General features: G+C 35.6%; 21 protein-coding genes. 6 read left to right on the forward strand and 15 right to left on the reverse strand.

Annotation, left to right across the window (positions count from 1 at the left end):
* Positions 1-14: 14 nt before the first annotated feature.
* The 10 genes from BMW64_RS07700 to BMW64_RS07745 form a co-directional block, all read right to left on the reverse strand.
* Positions 15-1,430, reverse strand: coding sequence for an aldehyde dehydrogenase family protein (locus BMW64_RS07700; RefSeq protein ID WP_089999454.1), 1,416 nt, complete (start codon positions 1,428-1,430; stop codon positions 15-17).
* Between the two features lie 317 nt (positions 1,431-1,747).
* On the reverse strand, positions 1,748-2,443 hold the full coding sequence (locus BMW64_RS07705) for a VIT1/CCC1 transporter family protein (RefSeq protein WP_089999455.1): 696 nt from the start codon (positions 2,441-2,443) through the stop codon (positions 1,748-1,750).
* A gap of 2 nt (positions 2,444-2,445) precedes the next feature.
* Positions 2,446-3,216: a phosphatase PAP2 family protein gene (locus BMW64_RS07710; RefSeq protein ID WP_089999456.1), complete on the reverse strand. Its 771-nt coding sequence runs from the start codon at positions 3,214-3,216 to the stop codon at positions 2,446-2,448.
* Between the two features lie 6 nt (positions 3,217-3,222).
* Positions 3,223-4,413: a DUF3570 domain-containing protein gene (locus BMW64_RS07715; RefSeq protein WP_089999457.1), complete on the reverse strand. Its 1,191-nt coding sequence runs from the start codon at positions 4,411-4,413 to the stop codon at positions 3,223-3,225.
* 32 nt (positions 4,414-4,445) lie between these two features.
* A complete protein-coding gene (locus BMW64_RS07720; protein ID WP_394332259.1) occupies positions 4,446-4,625 on the reverse strand; it encodes a DUF4266 domain-containing protein in 180 nt (59 codons plus the stop codon).
* 139 nt (positions 4,626-4,764) lie between these two features.
* The gene (locus tag BMW64_RS07725) at positions 4,765-5,691 is read right to left on the reverse strand and encodes an FAD:protein FMN transferase (RefSeq protein ID WP_089999459.1); all 927 of its coding nucleotides are present in this window, start codon (positions 5,689-5,691) and stop codon (positions 4,765-4,767) included.
* Positions 5,692-5,698: 7 nt separating this feature from the next.
* Positions 5,699-6,142 (reverse strand): thioredoxin family protein, encoded by a 444-nt coding sequence (locus BMW64_RS07730; protein ID WP_089999460.1) that lies wholly within the window; start codon positions 6,140-6,142, stop codon positions 5,699-5,701.
* Between the two features lie 61 nt (positions 6,143-6,203).
* On the reverse strand, positions 6,204-6,602 hold the full coding sequence (locus BMW64_RS07735; protein ID WP_089999461.1) for a hypothetical protein: 399 nt from the start codon (positions 6,600-6,602) through the stop codon (positions 6,204-6,206).
* A gap of 177 nt (positions 6,603-6,779) precedes the next feature.
* Positions 6,780-6,983 carry a hypothetical protein gene (locus BMW64_RS07740; RefSeq protein ID WP_089999462.1) on the reverse strand — a complete coding sequence of 68 codons (204 nt, stop codon included), beginning with the start codon at positions 6,981-6,983 and terminating at the stop codon, positions 6,780-6,782.
* Positions 6,984-7,038: 55 nt separating this feature from the next.
* A complete protein-coding gene (locus BMW64_RS07745) occupies positions 7,039-7,278 on the reverse strand; it encodes a hypothetical protein (protein WP_089999463.1) in 240 nt (79 codons plus the stop codon).
* 162 nt (positions 7,279-7,440) lie between these two features.
* Here BMW64_RS07745 and BMW64_RS07750 point away from each other — a divergent pair, with 162 nt between their 5' ends.
* From BMW64_RS07750 to BMW64_RS07765, 4 genes are all read left to right on the forward strand, one after another.
* Complete coding sequence (locus tag BMW64_RS07750) at positions 7,441-7,740, forward strand: helix-turn-helix transcriptional regulator (protein ID WP_089999464.1); 300 nt, start codon at positions 7,441-7,443, stop codon at positions 7,738-7,740.
* A gap of 336 nt (positions 7,741-8,076) precedes the next feature.
* A complete protein-coding gene (locus BMW64_RS07755; protein WP_089999465.1) occupies positions 8,077-9,138 on the forward strand; it encodes a 3-oxoacyl-ACP synthase III family protein in 1,062 nt (353 codons plus the stop codon).
* Between the two features lie 244 nt (positions 9,139-9,382).
* Positions 9,383-9,577: a cold-shock protein gene (locus tag BMW64_RS07760; RefSeq protein ID WP_029295183.1), complete on the forward strand. Its 195-nt coding sequence runs from the start codon at positions 9,383-9,385 to the stop codon at positions 9,575-9,577.
* A 278-nt stretch (positions 9,578-9,855) separates the two neighbouring features.
* The gene (locus BMW64_RS07765; RefSeq protein ID WP_177175255.1) at positions 9,856-10,323 is read left to right on the forward strand and encodes a hypothetical protein; all 468 of its coding nucleotides are present in this window, start codon (positions 9,856-9,858) and stop codon (positions 10,321-10,323) included.
* 18 nt (positions 10,324-10,341) lie between these two features.
* On the opposite strand, the gene BMW64_RS07770 is transcribed toward BMW64_RS07765, so the two are convergent.
* From BMW64_RS07770 to queG, 4 genes are all read right to left on the reverse strand, one after another.
* Positions 10,342-11,637, reverse strand: a complete 1,296-nt coding sequence (locus tag BMW64_RS07770; RefSeq protein ID WP_089999702.1) for a cryptochrome/photolyase family protein — start codon at positions 11,635-11,637, stop codon at positions 10,342-10,344.
* A 13-nt stretch (positions 11,638-11,650) separates the two neighbouring features.
* On the reverse strand, positions 11,651-12,115 hold the full coding sequence (locus tag BMW64_RS07775) for an SRPBCC family protein (RefSeq protein WP_089999467.1): 465 nt from the start codon (positions 12,113-12,115) through the stop codon (positions 11,651-11,653).
* A 115-nt stretch (positions 12,116-12,230) separates the two neighbouring features.
* Positions 12,231-12,899: a TIGR02117 family protein gene (locus BMW64_RS07780; protein ID WP_228400874.1), complete on the reverse strand. Its 669-nt coding sequence runs from the start codon at positions 12,897-12,899 to the stop codon at positions 12,231-12,233.
* A 338-nt stretch (positions 12,900-13,237) separates the two neighbouring features.
* Positions 13,238-14,188, reverse strand: a complete 951-nt coding sequence (gene queG / locus BMW64_RS07785; protein WP_089999469.1) for a tRNA epoxyqueuosine(34) reductase QueG — start codon at positions 14,186-14,188, stop codon at positions 13,238-13,240.
* Between the two features lie 121 nt (positions 14,189-14,309).
* Here queG and BMW64_RS07790 point away from each other — a divergent pair, with 121 nt between their 5' ends.
* Together BMW64_RS07790 and BMW64_RS07795 are read left to right on the forward strand one after the other, a co-directional pair.
* Positions 14,310-14,609 (forward strand): rhodanese-like domain-containing protein, encoded by a 300-nt coding sequence (locus tag BMW64_RS07790; protein ID WP_089999470.1) that lies wholly within the window; start codon positions 14,310-14,312, stop codon positions 14,607-14,609.
* 30 nt (positions 14,610-14,639) lie between these two features.
* On the forward strand, positions 14,640-15,263 hold the full coding sequence (locus BMW64_RS07795; RefSeq protein ID WP_089999471.1) for an HD domain-containing protein: 624 nt from the start codon (positions 14,640-14,642) through the stop codon (positions 15,261-15,263).
* A gap of 85 nt (positions 15,264-15,348) precedes the next feature.
* On the opposite strand, the gene BMW64_RS07800 is transcribed toward BMW64_RS07795, so the two are convergent.
* A complete protein-coding gene (locus BMW64_RS07800; RefSeq protein WP_089999472.1) occupies positions 15,349-16,134 on the reverse strand; it encodes an alpha/beta fold hydrolase in 786 nt (261 codons plus the stop codon).
* Between the last annotated feature and the right edge of the window lie 7 nt (positions 16,135-16,141).

Consider the following 16,141-nt stretch of genomic DNA (forward strand, 5'->3'; position numbering starts at 1 on the left):
ATTTAAAGAAATTATTACTTCAGTATAGCTTTGATTTCAAGATAAGGCTCAAGCCCGTATTCACCATATTCCCTTCCCATCCCTGATTGCTTAAATCCTCCGAAAGGGACCATAGGATCATGACGAAAGCCATTGATACATACTCTTCCCGCATCAATTTTTTCAGCAACTCTTGCTGCTCGTTCATTATCCGCGGAACTGATGTAAGCTGCCAAACCGTAAGGTGTATCATTTGCAATCCTGATCGCATCTTCCTCAATTTTATAAGGAATAATGGATAATACCGGTCCGAAAATCTCTTCCTGAGCAATTTTCATATCGTTCCTCACATTGGTAAAAACAGTTGCTTTCACAAAGTTTCCGGCTTCCAGCCTTTCAGGTTTTCCGAGTCCGCCAGCCAATAAAGTGGCTCCCTCTTCTATCCCGGTTTTTATGTAGTGCTGAACTTTTTCAAACTGCTTTATACTGACCATTGGACCAACATTGGTGCTTTCGTTTTGCGGTAATCCTACAATTATTTTTTCTGCAACAGATTTTGCAATTGCGTTGACTTCATCAAGTTTTTCTTGCGGCACCAGCAATCTTGTAGGCGCAATACAAGCCTGCCCACTGTTCATATAGGCCCCATAAACTGCCACTGGAATTACCTGATCTAAATCTGCATCATCGAGGATAATATTCGGAGATTTCCCACCGAGCTCCAAAGTAAGGCGTTTCATTGTTTCCGATGCATTTTTTGCAATTGATTTTCCAACTGCCGTAGAACCTGTAAAAGAAATTTTAGCAATATCAGGATGAGTAGTGAGCTCTGCGCCAACAACATTTCCCAGGCCTGTAACAAAATTAATGACTCCTTTTGGTAATCCGGCATCATGAAAAGCTTCCATCAGGACCTGTGTCTGAAGGCTGCTCATCTCGCTTGGCTTGATAACCACCGTACACCCTGCGGCAATGGCAGTGGCTACTTTACTTGCAATTGAACTGTTGCTGGCATTCCAGGGTGTGATGATCGCAACAACACCGACTGGCTGCAATCTAACCGTCGAAGAATTGATGGTTCTTTCAAATTCAAATTTTTTGAGAACTTCTATCATACTGTCAAACCAAGCGCCGGTATGCCCGTTACTCATCGTCACAAATTGGTAAGTCCCACCGTATTCTTCTATCATCGTTTCGATAAAATCCTGTTTTCTTTTTTCGACTGCAGTTTTGAGCCTTGTTAAATAATCAATGCGTTCATTAGCCGTAGATTTTGAAAAAGATATAAAAGCTGTTTTTGCTGCTTCAATTGCTTTTTTAGCATCCGTTTCATCAGCGAGAATTACTTCTCCGATCTTTATATTATTGGCTGGATTGATTAAATCGAATATTTCTGTTCCGTGAGGCATTACAAATTCGCCATTGATATAAATTTTATTTACGTTTTTCATTGTACTGATTTTTATTAGTACAAAGGTAGGATGACAGTCACATGGACACTTTGTAAAAAAGCTCAATTTCACTTTGTAAAAAAGCTCAGCTTTAATGTATATTCAATAAAAAGCCTTCTGATTTTTTATGTCAAAAGGCTTTTTAAAAAATAAAACTAATCATAAGAAAGCTAAATAAAATTGACGAAAGGTAAGTTTTACTATGAAAATAATATGATAACCACCGGCATTTAGAACGGAAGAATGCAATTTTAAAAATAAAACCAGAATAAAAAATAAAGGAGTTATCCGCCGACAACTCCTTTATTTTTTATTATTTAAGAAACACTGACTCCAAAAATATGGCCTATCAATGCAGTTACGCCCATCGCGACAGTTCCCCAGAAACATATTCTCATGACTGCAATTCCGGTTTTTGAGCCTCCGGTTCTGGCCGAAATGGCTCCCAGAATCATCAGAAAAACAATTGAGAAACCATACTGAAAATAGACCATCTGGTTGATTGGTGCCAAAAGTGAAACAATAAACGGCAATAAAGCCCCCAGCGCAAATGAACCGAATGAAGCAATTGCAGCCTGCAACGGTTTTGCCTGAGTAATTTCATTGATTCCCAGTTCATCATGCGCATGAGCCGCCAAAGCATCATGTTCGGTAAGTTCAGTTGCTACGCGCAAAGCCGTTTCTTTACTGACGCCGCGTTTTTCATAAATTTTGGCAAGTTCCTGAAGTTCTATTTCGGGCATTTCTTCCAGCTCACGCTTTTCCCTGAGAAGATCAGCTTTTTCAGTATCTTCCTGAGAGCTCACGGAAACATATTCTCCGGCAGCCATAGACATTGCACCGGCAATCATTCCGGCAAGGGCGGCAAGAACGATCGTATTCCTGTCCGGTGAAGCGGCGGCAACCCCTATAACGATACTTGTGGTGGAGAGCAATCCGTCATTAGCTCCTAAAACCGCTGCCCGAAGCCAGCCCACTCTATTTACATAATGTTTTTCTAATTGATGATGCATAATTAAAAGTTTAAAACCATTCCGGCTCCAAAATTTTTAGAATCTAAAACAGGATAGATCATTGTAAAACTTTTGGAATCTGTTTTATTAAAAAATGTATTAATCCAGGGAAAAAGCCAATAAGCCAATTCTGTACTTAAAATTCCGAATCCGGCACCTGCAACCACATCCCCGACCCAATGTTTATCATTCAAGGTACGGTAAACTCCTGTGAATAAAGCAATAGGATATCCTGAAAGTGAAAGCCAGAAATTTTCATCTTTATATTCTCTGAAAAGAAAATGAGCGGATGAAAAAGCCGCCGCTGTATGCCCCGAAGGAAACGAAAGATTATTAGAACCGTCAGGACGTTCTTCTTTCACCAAATGTTTCAACGGAAGCACAAATGCCGCTGAAATCAGTTGCGAAGTTCCATAGATAATGGTCCTATCCTTGAAATCATGTTTACCTTTTATCCCTACAAGATTATAGCCATACACCATAGCGGCAGGAAGATACTGCGTATAATTATCAAGTTTAATATGTTTCGGCTGATGCTCACCAATTTCATATTTTGTAGATTTGTTCAGATCTTTCAGAGCGTCAGAAGTAAGACTTATCACCCCATATCCAATCAAAACCGTTGGAACGATGAGCTTTTTATAACTGGGTCTGTAACTACGATCCTGGTATTCAAGCTTTTCAAAAGACATGGAAGAATCTGCCCTGATCTTCTGCCCATTCAAAGAATAAGAAAAGATCAAAGCAGTCATAAATTTGATTAATACTTTCATGGATTATTACTTGAACCTTAAATTTAAGGAAATAATATCAGATTTCATACCCACAGATTTTGTATAATGACCATATCTGATTTCCAGCATATTAAGTCGCTCTATTCCAAATAATCCATTCTTCGGACTGATCCGGATTCCGGCACCGTAAAAATGACTGTCGAATTTAGATAAATCATAATTACTGGTATAAAAATCATCAAAAGCTGTGTGTTGCTGATATGGCGCAAAGTACTTCGCTGCAGTCTGTGAATAATACCTGTAAAACGGACTAACCGAAACAAATGGCGAAATTTTCACTGGTGTTTCAATACTCAAAGTATTTGATTTTAAGCCCCAATCATCGGTATAGTAACGATAATATGCCCTCAGGATTACTTTATCTCCAAGGAAATAATTGGCCCGTAAACCTACGGGGATTTTAAATCTTTTGTCCGGCAACGCTTCCTGATGAACGGAATTATCATTAAAATAAACCCTGTGAAACGGCAGGCTCAGATATCCTGTCTGCTGAACGGCATCTCCCAAAATTTCTACCTGGAAATTCTGATTAATGATTTGAGAATATGCCAGAGAAAGGGCAAAAGTATTTCTTCCGCTGGTTCCATAACTTTCATGTTCGCCACCCGTGCTTCCGTTTGTTCGCAGTTCGATCGGAGCAATCAGTTTTACCTGATCCAGATAAGCCTGGAACTTAGCCGTAAACTCTCCCATCCTGTTTGCCGTTTTCTGCGCAAAACCGATGTTTGCACCGTAAGACTGATAATCGAATTCGAAAGATGTAGAAACACCAGCCATCAACGTTGTTCCTTTAGACTCATTTTCACGGCTCCAACTCAGTGCAGGATAGATTCTGTTGTCTGCGTGAGAAGCTGAGGAATTCGCTTTCAGATCAATCATATCTGAAGAAGCAGAAGTATAGTGGTCTATTTCCACACTAAAATTGAATTTGTTTTTACGGTCTTTTTTATCATACTTTACCATTGTCACATCAATGGTATTGGAGATGTCCGTTAGTTTTTCCGTTCCGATTCCGCCGGTGACTGCAGAATTGTTTCCGTCCTGACGATAGTAGCTCGAAACGAGGTTTGCTTCATCAAAGGTTAGCTTTTTAGGCTGCTCGCTGTTTGTGTTTTCCTGGGCTTTTGCATTGAAAATTCCGAAGAGTGCAATTACACTTATTATTATTTTTTTCATTTTAGATCACAATTAAATTTACAGTTACTGTTTTAATTACACCCACAACCGCCACCGACTTTCCCGGCATTGGCTCCGGAAGAACCTTCTCTATAGGATTGAAAACTCAGCTCTGTTTTTTCGATCGTACGGTTTCCGAGAACCATTTCCGCATCGTTGAGCTTATTCTTTTCATATTCTTTTACGGTAGTGCATGAATGCATTGAAACCATTGTGATCACCAAGCAAATTGCTGTTATTATTTTTATGAAATTTTTCATTTTTGATTTTGTTTTTAAGAAGCTTATTTGTCTTTAGATCTTACCTGAACTTCAAATGAAGATTTCACTTAAGCCAAGAATGACAAGCTTTTCATTTTAAATTAATGTTTTGGGATGTGTAAATTCTGCCCGAATCATCAATGATAATACATTCCAGATGGTTGATCTGGTTTACCATATTGAGTGCAGCATCGATTCCCATAATACTGACGGGTGTTGCCATTGCATCCGCAATCTCTGCATTAGGACAGAAAATCGTTACGCTTTTTACACCAGAAACCGGCATTCCCGTTTTCGGATTGATGGTATGAGAATATTTTTCACCGTTGATCATGACGAATTTTTCATAGTTTCCAGAAGTTGCAACGGCCATATCCGTGATATTCATATAGGAAAAAGGCTGCTTGGCATTGTCAGGATCGGCAATTCCTACCGTCCAGGGTTTTCCGTCTGCCTGATTTCCCCAGGTTGTCAAATCGCCGGAAGCATTTACAATTCCGGAAATAACTCCCCTTTTCTGAAGAAGACGTTTCGCCATTTCTGCGGCATAACCTTTCCCAATTCCTCCAAAACCGATCCGCATACCTTTTTCTTTCAGGAAAACCGTCTGGTGTTCTCTGTCAAGAATAATATTCTGATAATTAACCAGTTTTAGATGATCTCTAATGAGTTCAGGATTTGGAAGTTCTTTCATTTCCCGATCAAAATTCCAGAAACTTTTATCGATCCCGCCATAGGAAATATCAAAATAGCCGTCTGTGATTCTGCTGATTCTCAAACTTCTTTCAATCAGATCAAAAATCTCCCAGTCTACTTTCACAGGTCGTATTCCTGCATTTTTGTTAATGAGATTGGTCTGACTTTCTTCACTGAATGTGGTAAGAAGCTTTTCTATTCTGCGGATTTCCTCAATAGCAGCTTCAATATGGCGATGGGCAATATTTTCATCATCACTCACGACGGTAATTTCAAAAGCATTCCCCATCAGTTTTTGAGGTCTTTTGAATTCTTTTACCATAATTTAATTATTTTGATTTTTCCCTAATCTCCCTGATTTCTTTACTAAAAGCCAACGCATTTTCAGATGGCAATCCTTCCCAGCTTTTCAGAACTTTGCCTTCTTCATTCAGCAATAAAGTATAGGGAAACAATCCTTTTTTATTGTATTCATCGGCTAAAGAAGCATTTTCTTTTTTAAGTTCTGCAGAAAGTTGATTTTTTTTATTTCTGGGAAAATCTGCGTTGATGTATACGATCACATGATCAGATTCCAATTGTTTAAACTCATCAGTTTCAATAATATTCTTATGAAGCTTGATGCACGGAATACACCAATCGGACCCTGAAAAGTTAAGGAGAATAAGCTCTTTGTTTTCTGATGCTGTTTTTTTTGCGTTTTCCAGTCTGCTTTGTGCATGGATACCAACAGTGAGCACAACCATTACTATGGTTGAAAAAAGTGTTTTCATTATTTTAAATTTTATAATGAGTAAATAATTGAGACCTTGACTTTTCTTTAAGCCAAGTAATTTAAATGAATGATGAAAACAAAGATTTCGGTGGTTCCCAGACAGAATTGACAAAGCCTTTAAAACAAAAGTCCTCGTCTTTTGATGGAATTTTATTTGTTTTTAACTGCGTAAAATTAATTTTTGACGCCTCAAGGCTGAAGCCCGGGCTGACCGTAAAGACTAGAGCTAACGGCGCAGAATGAATAATGAACGGAAGCTTCTGATCTTTACCATAATCTCCATCTTTCACAGGATGGTCATAATGCGTTTTGATGAACGCTGAGAAAGGCATATCAGGATTAAGTCTCTTGTGTTCCCAGTAATGTTCTACCAAAGTCGGTATTTTTAAAAGCTGATACAATTCGGTTGTGGAAACCAAATACAATGTCAGAAACAATATGGAAATCAACTTTTTCACTACTCAAAATTATGAAATGTTTTATTAAGAATGACTTTAAATTATGCCTTTAATTATTTTTTAATTTTTAGTCATTTATGCATCGTTGATTCTTAAATAAACTGATCACTAATTTCCTGGAAATAAGTTGTCAAATAGCCAGAATCCCGCAATATTTACGGGATTCATTAATTGTTCTTATTCCGATTTTTCTAAGATTGATTTTTTTACCGGCTGCAATTGTGGGATTGAGAGTGTGCTGAGATATGTAATGGTTGTTCTGTTACCATTTTCATCTACTTTTACAATGATAGATTTGCAGCATGGAGATGCCTTGAAGTGATTTTTGTAGCGTGTTCCACATTTGAAGCACTCGGTGATTACCGTTTCATTTTTTTCCATAGTTATTGTGTTAATTTCTTTACCTTACATAAAGGTATCAATTTTTGAAATAATATTAGCAAAATTGTTTTTCGGTCTGCAGCTTATTAAATATTGATAATTTGTAAAGTGCATCCAGAACGTTATCGTCTTTCAATTTTCTGTTTTTTACCTTTCGTATATATACTGCGTCTTTTGGCTCTTCTCGCAGAAGTATATTTACTGAAGTTGTGTAACGCGGCGGTAACCATTGCTCAATAAAATCAAATTTTTCATCAGATTTTTTCTGTTGATTGGGATACTTTGATTTGCCCATACAAATGAATAAATTTTTGTTAAACCTTTTTTCGTAATTTTGTGTTGTCTCAAGAAGACAATTTTAAAAACAAATATACAATTTTAAATTTATAAACAACATTATATTTAAAATTTATCAATTTATTATTGCTAATTATTTAACACAAAGAAGCTACTCAATATGAAAATTTACGAGAAGATCCGTGAGTACAGCAGGGAAAAAGGCGAAACGATGAGAGAAATCGCAACAAAGTACGGTGTCACGCCACAGTCAATCCAACTTTATTTTTCGGGGAAAAATGCAATGCCCCTGACTTTTTTGGTATGGTACGTAGAACATCATCCGGACATAGATCTTTATGCGCTTTTCAGCAAAGATCATGATAATATTGTTGCCGAGCCAAGAGCTGAATATCATAAAAAGTACAGAAAACAGCATGTTATCGACAGTATTGTCAAGATTCTTGAAGATGAGCTGTAAACGCTGAATAATATGAAAAAAGAGATCTGTTAATGTTAAATTTTAGCAAATTAGATCTAGTAATAGCTGTTTTTATTTTTAATCAACTATCTTTATCGTGATATAGAATTAAAAATATAATTTTTTTTAATTGATCTATTACTATTTGTATTCTATTGTCTTAATGATCCCATCGAATATATCATAAGATTTTGATGGGATTCAATACGATTGAGCGATATAATATCGCAAAACGTGTTTTATAAACTTTACGGCCGTGGCCATGAGGTTTATTGACGAAGGCTGAACATTTGTTCGGCTAATTTCATTTTATTTAAGGATTAGAATTATTTTAGTATGACAAGCAAAATCATAGGTGTAGGAAACTATATACCTTCAGAAACCATTAACAATTTATTTTTCGATAACCATGTATTCCTCAATGAAGAGGGAAATCTTTTACAAGACAGTAATGCATCCATTACAAAAAAACTACAAAAAATTACAGGTATCGAAGAGAGAAGATATGCCAACAGCTCACAGGTAGCTTCTGATCTGGGTTTCATAGCAGCACAGTCTGCAATTGAAGATTCGGGAATAGACCCTGAAACGCTGGACTATATTATATTTGCCCACAATTTCGGTGATGTACGATTTGGGACTATCCAGTCTGATACAGTTCCAAGTCTGGCTTCAAGGGTAAAACATTCATTAAAAATAAAAAATAATTTCTGCGTTGCATATGATGTGCTTTTCGGATGTCCGGGATGGATTGAGGGAGTAGTTCAGGCTCATGCCTTTATCAGATCCGGGATAGCAAAAAGATGTCTGGTAATCGGTGCTGAAACACTTTCTCGGGTAGTCGATATCCATGACAGAGACAGCATGATTTATGCCGACGGAGCCGGAGCTGTAATTATTGAGGCCAATGAAACTGATGATTCAGGAATAAAAGCCCATTTATCAGCTTCTTATACACTTAACGAAAAAGATTTTTTGTATTTCGGAAAATCATACAACAATGAAAGCTGCCCCGATACCAAATATATTAAAATGGACGGCAGAAAAATCTATGAATTTGCGCTTTCCAATGTTCCTGACGCCATGAAAAAATGCTTCGATAACAGTGGATATTCCATAAATGATCTGAGTAAAATAATCATTCACCAGGCCAATGAGAAAATGGATGAAGCCATTGTAGAACGTTTCTATCAACTCTACGAAAAAGATGTTCCTTCCGATATAATGCCTATGGTTATCAGCAAATTGGGAAACAGCAGTGTAGCAACCATACCTTCTTTGCTCACCATGATCCTGAAAGATGAGCTGGAATCTCACACGATAAAAAAAGATGATATCATTCTCTTTGCGTCGGTAGGAGCAGGCATGAATATCAATGCACTCGTTTATAAATTTTAGAGTAAGCTATAAAGAGATCGGTTTAAAAGATACAAATATATTTTTGATAATCAACTACTTAAAATATATTTAATCTGTTTATTTTGTTCTATCTTTGCAATACAAAACAGGCCACTGCCTTGTTATTCTGTAGATTTTACATCTTATTTTCTTTCAGTTTACCTTTCCAGATGCCATTTTAGTTGAACAACAAGTCTTTGCACAAGGCATTAGACTTAACAATAATTTTTTTAACAATATTACAATGCAAGAAGGCACCGTAAAATTTTTTAATGAAGCAAAAGGCTTCGGGTTTATCTCTCCAACAGACGGAAGCAGAGATATTTTTGTACATTCTTCAGGATTAATTTCAAGATCTATCCAGGAAAATGACAAAGTAGTTTTTGAAGTACAGCAGGGCCAAAAAGGCTTAAATGCTGTGAATGTAAAATTGGCATAAAGCCAAGTCTTCAGGTATCAAAAGTAAGAATATTAATATTTTAACTATTTACCTGAAAAGACATTATTGAATTGATATTTATCTTATTTATATATGTCATCAACCTCTCGCAGAAAATGTGGGAGGTTTGTTTTTTTAATAATCATGAGCATGATTAGCACTAAATTTGTTTCATTGTTTTTAACAATTTATTTATCTTCGTTTTCCAATTAAATAATTTGATTTTGCCTGCAGAAACAGTATATATGCCAGCCAGCTCCTCTCACAAATTAATTCCTATGACCGATTTCGTCATAGAATATTATTCACATGAAGGATATGCAGATCTTCAGACCTTAAAGCTGATGAATAATTATGCAAATTTCCTGAAAAAACCTCTGACACTGGGGATGTTTGTTCCGGTTGACACGAAAGGAAATATTCTTAAGGAACCCAAAAACTATACGTCCTGGAAATCTCTTGAACACAACAAAAAAGGCAGTGATACCAAAGTCGACAGTAGCGCATTCGAAGAATATAAAATATATCAAAAAGCAGAAAAAAAATGTCTTTTCGAAGGATTTAAAATCGCTTATAATGGTTATTCAGTGGTAAGAATAACAGCAATCTATAATGATTCTATTGAACTCTCGTTTAATAAAAATGAAAAAGCTTTTCAAAATTTCAGAGATGTAGAATCCCTGACGCATTTTCCAGACATCTACCTAAATGCTAATGCTTTGAAAAAATTAGGACTAAGAAAATAAATTTTAATTTTACTAAAATTATCCGTTTTTAACTGCTTTTCCATACACTTCGAGCGCTCTTTTTCTGGCAAAAACGTGCTCTACAATCTGATCAGCATTTATTTCTTCTTCGGTAAGCCATTTTTTGATGTATTTCTGATCAGCATCAAACTTTTTAGCTTGTTCGGAAGGATTAAAAACCCTGAAATAAGGTGCTGCATCACATCCGCAGCCTGCTGCCCATTGCCAGTTACCGTTGTTGGATGAAAGTTCATAGTCCAGAAGCTTTTCTGCAAAGTAAGCTTCACCCCATCTCCAATCGATGAGCAGGTGTTTGGTAAGAAAGCTTGCGACGACCATTCTCACTCTGTTGTGCATAAATCCCGTTTCGTTCAGTTGTCTCATTCCGGCATCAACAATGGGATAGCCTGTTTTTCCTTTGCACCAGAGATCAAACTCTTTTTCATTATTTCTCCATTCTATATTTTCGTATTTTTCTTTGAATGAATGATGCACTACTTTTGGAAAATGATAAAGGATCTGCATAAAGAACTCGCGCCATATCAGCTCATTCAGCCAGGTTTCATTATGTTCAACGGCATACTGGACACATTTACGAACCGAGATTGTTCCGAAGCGTAGAGCAACACCCAAATGGGTTGTGTGATCCATTCCCGGAAAATCTCTGTATTGCCCGTAGTTATCAATGATTGATCTGTTAAGCGTGGGATGTTTAAATTCTATTTCTGTCTTTTTAAAGCCAATATCTTCAAGTTCGGGAAATTCTGACGCCTGATATGGTAAGAAATTCGAAAAATCTGCTTTATAATTTTCAATGCTGCTTTTTTTCAGAAGCTCTTTCCATTGCTTTGAATAAGGCGTATAAACGGTATAGGGTGTTCCATCTTTTTTTAGAACTTCATCCTTTTCAAAGATTAACTGATCTTTAAAACTTTTAAAACCAATATTATTTTTTTTAAGATAGGCTTCCACTTCCTGATCTCTTTTTATAGCGTCCAGCTCGTAATCCGAATTACAGAACACGGTATCAATTTCGAATTCTTTGATTAATTTTTTGAATGCATCCAAAGGTTTTTCATGAAAAACTTTAATTCCTGATGTATGGTTTTTTAGTTTCTGATGAATTTCTTTCAACGCCTGGTGGAAATAATCTACTCTTTTATCCGATTTGTTTTCAAGTTTTCCTAAAATCTCTTTATCGAAAATAAAAACAGGCAGCACTTTAAAATCTCCATTTAAGGCCTGATAAAGACCACAGTTATCCTCCAATCGTATATCTCTGCGGAACCAGAAGATATTTATTTTATTTTTAATACAAGACATAAAATCAGTTGTTTTGATTAAAACGTTGTTCTAATACATTAAATCGATAATCGAAAATATGTTGGAGTTTGTTTTTAACAAAAATTTTATGTGCGATTTCTCCTAAAAAGCCAAAAGGAAGTTTATAATCAACAGTATCTTTCATCAGTACACCGTTTTCATTTTCTATAAATTCATGGTGATGATTCCAGAGTTTGTAAGGTCCCTTTTTTTGAAAATCAGTAAAGCTCTTTCTGAAACTGACCTGAATGATCTCGGTTTTCCATTTTAATTTAATTCCAAAAAGTGGAGAAACAAAATAGTCGATGATCATGCCTTCATAGATTTCATCATTCTCAAACTTTGTCAAGACAATGAATTTCATATCTTCCGGAGTAATCTTGGAGAGATTTTTAGCAGAAGAAAAAAATTTCCATGCAGTGTCTATATCACAATTCAGTTGTTGCTCGCGAAAGAGTCTGTGTTTCATTATTTTTTCACATTGAAATACAATAAAGATACCACATTTGTATTTTTTTTAATGCACTAATGTAAAAATTATTTTATAAAAACATTTCTGTTAAATATAAAAACAATTTAATACATTATTTATAATGTAGAAATATTCCGTAATCTGTAGGCGTCCACAGTGCCGCTTTTTGTCCGGCAACTTTCAAGGCATTGTTAGCCCAGGTATTACAGGTATCAAGAAAACTGTATTTTCCTTTGGCATCGTAGAACGCGTCATTATTTCCATAGACCGCATTGGTTGGAATGAGAATAAAGTTCCCGTTTAGATCTCTGTCAAATTTATTTTCTACAAATTCTACCAGCTTTTTATACTGATTTTTGCTGATCATGATCATTTTACAGTCATCGCCTTCCTTCATTGTCTCATAATAGGTACAGTGCATCGCAGATTCACTTAGCCAGAATGCAGCTTTAAAGGCGGTGGAAAATTTGAGATCGGCCCAGGTAGGAGTATCAAGATAAAAGCCTTTATCACCCCACCCGATTCCTATATATTTATAATCTGTTTTTTTTGATTTTGTATTGGCAAACGGAACTTTAGAACTCCAGTCGTAAAGATCGTTTTTGACAGGCATCACAATATCTGTATGAACTCCATTGGTATAAATATAAATGGGAATTTCTTTCTTTTGACCATCATCTTTCGCCGAAACTTCAATAAACGGCAGAAGATATCCTAAAGCAATATAAAGTGCGATAATTCCAACAATAATGCCTAAAGCTTTAAGAATAATAAATAACATTTTTTTGACAGCCATCTTTTAATATAATGAATAAAATTTAATAATAATTTTCTTAAAAGTATTTGTTTTAAACGAATTTTTCTTTAAATTTAAATACAAATTGTTCACAAATATGCAGAAAAACTCTAAATCAAACAAAAGATTTAAAATCAGAGTAAAAGTTGCTCCAAAAAGAATACAGAAAAAACGTTGATTTTCGGTGAGAAATATTCTCCTGGAAATCTTTTTTTTGAAGTAACCCGATACCTGTAAAATCTTACCTCTTTAAATAAATTTAAGGAATGGTCGTTCACCCTTTTGATTTTGGAACCTAAAAATTCCAGACAGGAAATTATCCCCTAAAAATTCAACTTATCTGATGACCTTTCGAGGAATTCAATATTTCGTTTAAGACCCGCAAATTTTGTCCTTTTAACGGGAGATTTCCTAAATATTTCCGAAAACAGTTCCTGGGTAAGTTCTTTCCATTCTCCTTTTTTAAAGTTTTTCAATGCCTGGTTTGGTGAAAACTTTTTTTGATGTGTCGGTGCTGAAAACCTATTCCAAGGACAAACATCCTGGCAGACATCACATCCGAACATCCAGTCATCCATTTTATCTTTAAAATAATCGGGAATATCATTTTTCAGCTCAATAGTAGCATAAGAAATACACTTGCTTCCGTCAATCAGCTTTTCAGAAACAATAGCATTTGTCGGACAGGCATCTATACATTTCCGGCATGTCCCGCAATGATCGGTTGTTTCGTGATCGGGAATCAGTTCAAGATCGCAGATGATCTCGGCCAGAAAATAGAATGAGCCATTCTGTTTAGTAATAAGATTTGCATTTTTGCCCACCCAACCAATTCCGGATTTACGGGCCCAACTTCTTTCCAAGACCGGTGCAGAGTCTACAAAAACGCGAAAACCAAACGCTCCGATATCTTCCTGAAGCCCTGCAACCATTTCTCTGAGAATATCTTTGATTACTTCATGGTAATCTTCGGCATAGGCATATTTTGAGATTTTAAAATTATCCAATGTAGAAATTTTCTCCTCGGGAAAATAATTGTAAGAAAGGGAAATTACTGATTTTGAACCTTCTACCAATAATCTCGGATCAAGTCTTTTATCGAAATGATTTTCCATGTATTTCATTTCGCCATGAAAATTATTCTTCAGCCATTCTTCCAGTGGTCGTGCGTCTTCTTCCAGAAAATCAGCTTTGGAAATACCACAGCTCTGAAAGCCGAAACTTTTTGCCCTGGCCTTGATTAACTGCGAATATTTTTCTGCGTTCGAATTCATTATTTTACCTTGCAAAACTAAGATTATTTTATAAATTTGTTTACGCTTTGAGATTGAATTGCTGTATAAATGTTTTCAGTAATTAAAATTTCAGAAATTAATCTAAAATATTAATATCATTATGTCTTTATCAGAAGTTTTAAAATCAGGAAATTATGAATTAATCGACGTTCGCGAGCCTATGGAGCTTGAGATGGACGGAAATATAGAAGGAGCCAAAAATATTCCTCTGGGCGAAGTAGAAGACAGACAAGATGAGATTTTGTCTATTGAAAAACCGGTAATTATTTTCTGCAGAAGTGGAAACAGAAGTGGAAAAGCTTTGGAATACCTAAACACTCAAGGCTTGAAAGAAGGCTATAACGGCGGTGGCTGGGCTGAACTTAAACAAGCTATAGAAGCAAATCAGGGAACTTTTTAAAGTTCCTTTTTTTATTTAAAAAATCGTAAAATGGATCTTCAAGAAAGATTTTCAAGAAATTGTATTCAAATCTCAGAGAATATTAAGCTTATTAATGATCTATGGCTTGAGATAGAGAAGAAATATTCTGAAAAAGGAAGACACTATCACAACTTTGAACATCTACAAAATATGTTTATTGAACTGAGTGAGGTAACGCCTACAATAACAGATCTTACAGCCATTACATTTTCTGTATTTTATCATGATGTAATTTATAATGTTTCTTCAAAAACTAATGAAGAAAAAAGCGCTGAGTTTGCCAGAAAACACCTTCGAAAATTGTGTACAGACACCGATCTTGCTGAAAAAGTTTCACAACAGATCATTGCTACAAAGCTTCACGTATCTGAGGACAGTGACACCAATTATCTTTTGGATGCAGATCTTTCGGTCTTGGGACAGAAATCTGAAAAATACATAGAATACACTCAAAAAATCAGAAAAGAATATTCAATATATCCCGATTTACTATATAAACCCGGAAGAAAAAAAGTATTACATCATTTTCTGGAATCTGAAAGTATCTTTAAAACGAATTATTTTAGAGAAAAATATGAAGATCAGGCCAGAAAAAATATACTGTTAGAAATTGAATCTTTAAATTTTGGCTAAAGCCAACTTGTATATTAAAATTAAAGCGGGCTAAAGTCCGCTCCTATTGATATTGCTGATTTAATTTTTTTATTAAAATAGTGATTTAAATTTTACGGCTATTCACTATTTGACCTATGAATTCAATTGATTTTGCTAAAACCAGTTCTGGAACCTCTTTATGAGGAGTATGTCCGGCACCTTTAATAATAAACTTTTCAGCAGCTCCGCCTACTTGAGAAATCGTTTTCTCGACCTGCATCAATGTTCCATATTCATCATTTTCACCCTGAATAAATAAAAGCGGTGAATTTATATCTTTCAAAAGATATTCTATATTCCAGTTTCGAAATCGATCACTTAACCAAATCTCTGTCCATGCCTTAATGATCATTTCCACCTTGTCACCGTGATATTTCGCCAACCGTTCAGGAAGATTTGTCGTCTGATAAGCATGCAATGCGTCTGCAACACCTTTTATGGTAATATCTTCCACGAAAATGTGACCGGCTTCACAGATAACTGCCTTTATTTTTTCGGGATATTTTGCGGCAGTAATTAAAGCAATTGTCCCTCCATCACTGTGACCAAAAAGAATAATCTCCTGTATATCTAATTGATCCAGCAAGGTGTTCAGAACATCTGCTTCCGTTTCCATATAATCGTTTTTACGTTCATGAGTAAACATAGGAAAAGATTTTCCATAGCCTAAACGATCATATATCAACGTATTACATTGGGTTTCCTTTGACAGTTTATCCGGGAAGTCTCTCCAAAGCTGAGAACTGCCTAAAGAATCATGTAAAAAAACAATAGTCGGCCTGTTTTCAAATAAATTTTTATACTCAACATAAAGCTTTTTCCCTTTTACATCGATAATCCCTATTTCCATTATCTTT

This window comes from Chryseobacterium taichungense (assembly GCF_900109935.1).
GTDB lineage: Bacteria > Bacteroidota > Bacteroidia > Flavobacteriales > Weeksellaceae > Chryseobacterium > Chryseobacterium taichungense.

Bases quoted from the DNA above. Each gene is read 5' to 3' on its own strand.
- BMW64_RS07700 (WP_089999454.1), bottom strand. From the start codon at position 1,430: ATGAAAAACGTAAATAAAATTTATATCAATGGCGAATTTGTAATGCCT.
- BMW64_RS07705 (WP_089999455.1), bottom strand. From the start codon at position 2,443: ATGCATCATCAATTAGAAAAACATTATGTAAATAGAGTGGGCTGGCTT.
- BMW64_RS07710 (WP_089999456.1), bottom strand. From the start codon at position 3,216: ATGAAAGTATTAATCAAATTTATGACTGCTTTGATCTTTTCTTATTCT.
- BMW64_RS07715 (WP_089999457.1), bottom strand. From the start codon at position 4,413: ATGAAAAAAATAATAATAAGTGTAATTGCACTCTTCGGAATTTTCAAT.
- BMW64_RS07720 (WP_394332259.1), bottom strand. From the start codon at position 4,625: ATGGTTTCAATGCATTCATGCACTACCGTAAAAGAATATGAAAAGAAT.
- BMW64_RS07725 (WP_089999459.1), bottom strand. From the start codon at position 5,691: ATGGTAAAAGAATTCAAAAGACCTCAAAAACTGATGGGGAATGCTTTT.
- BMW64_RS07730 (WP_089999460.1), bottom strand. From the start codon at position 6,142: ATGAAAACACTTTTTTCAACCATAGTAATGGTTGTGCTCACTGTTGGT.
- BMW64_RS07740 (WP_089999462.1), bottom strand. From the start codon at position 6,983: ATGGAAAAAAATGAAACGGTAATCACCGAGTGCTTCAAATGTGGAACA.
- BMW64_RS07745 (WP_089999463.1), bottom strand. From the start codon at position 7,278: ATGGGCAAATCAAAGTATCCCAATCAACAGAAAAAATCTGATGAAAAA.
- BMW64_RS07750 (WP_089999464.1), top strand. From the start codon at position 7,441: ATGAAAATTTACGAGAAGATCCGTGAGTACAGCAGGGAAAAAGGCGAA.
- BMW64_RS07755 (WP_089999465.1), top strand. From the start codon at position 8,077: ATGACAAGCAAAATCATAGGTGTAGGAAACTATATACCTTCAGAAACC.
- BMW64_RS07760 (WP_029295183.1), top strand. From the start codon at position 9,383: ATGCAAGAAGGCACCGTAAAATTTTTTAATGAAGCAAAAGGCTTCGGG.
- BMW64_RS07765 (WP_177175255.1), top strand. From the start codon at position 9,856: ATGACCGATTTCGTCATAGAATATTATTCACATGAAGGATATGCAGAT.
- BMW64_RS07775 (WP_089999467.1), bottom strand. From the start codon at position 12,115: ATGAAACACAGACTCTTTCGCGAGCAACAACTGAATTGTGATATAGAC.
- BMW64_RS07780 (WP_228400874.1), bottom strand. From the start codon at position 12,899: ATGTTATTTATTATTCTTAAAGCTTTAGGCATTATTGTTGGAATTATC.
- queG (WP_089999469.1), bottom strand. From the start codon at position 14,188: ATGAATTCGAACGCAGAAAAATATTCGCAGTTAATCAAGGCCAGGGCA.
- BMW64_RS07790 (WP_089999470.1), top strand. From the start codon at position 14,310: ATGTCTTTATCAGAAGTTTTAAAATCAGGAAATTATGAATTAATCGAC.
- BMW64_RS07795 (WP_089999471.1), top strand. From the start codon at position 14,640: ATGGATCTTCAAGAAAGATTTTCAAGAAATTGTATTCAAATCTCAGAG.
- BMW64_RS07800 (WP_089999472.1), bottom strand. From the start codon at position 16,134: ATGGAAATAGGGATTATCGATGTAAAAGGGAAAAAGCTTTATGTTGAG.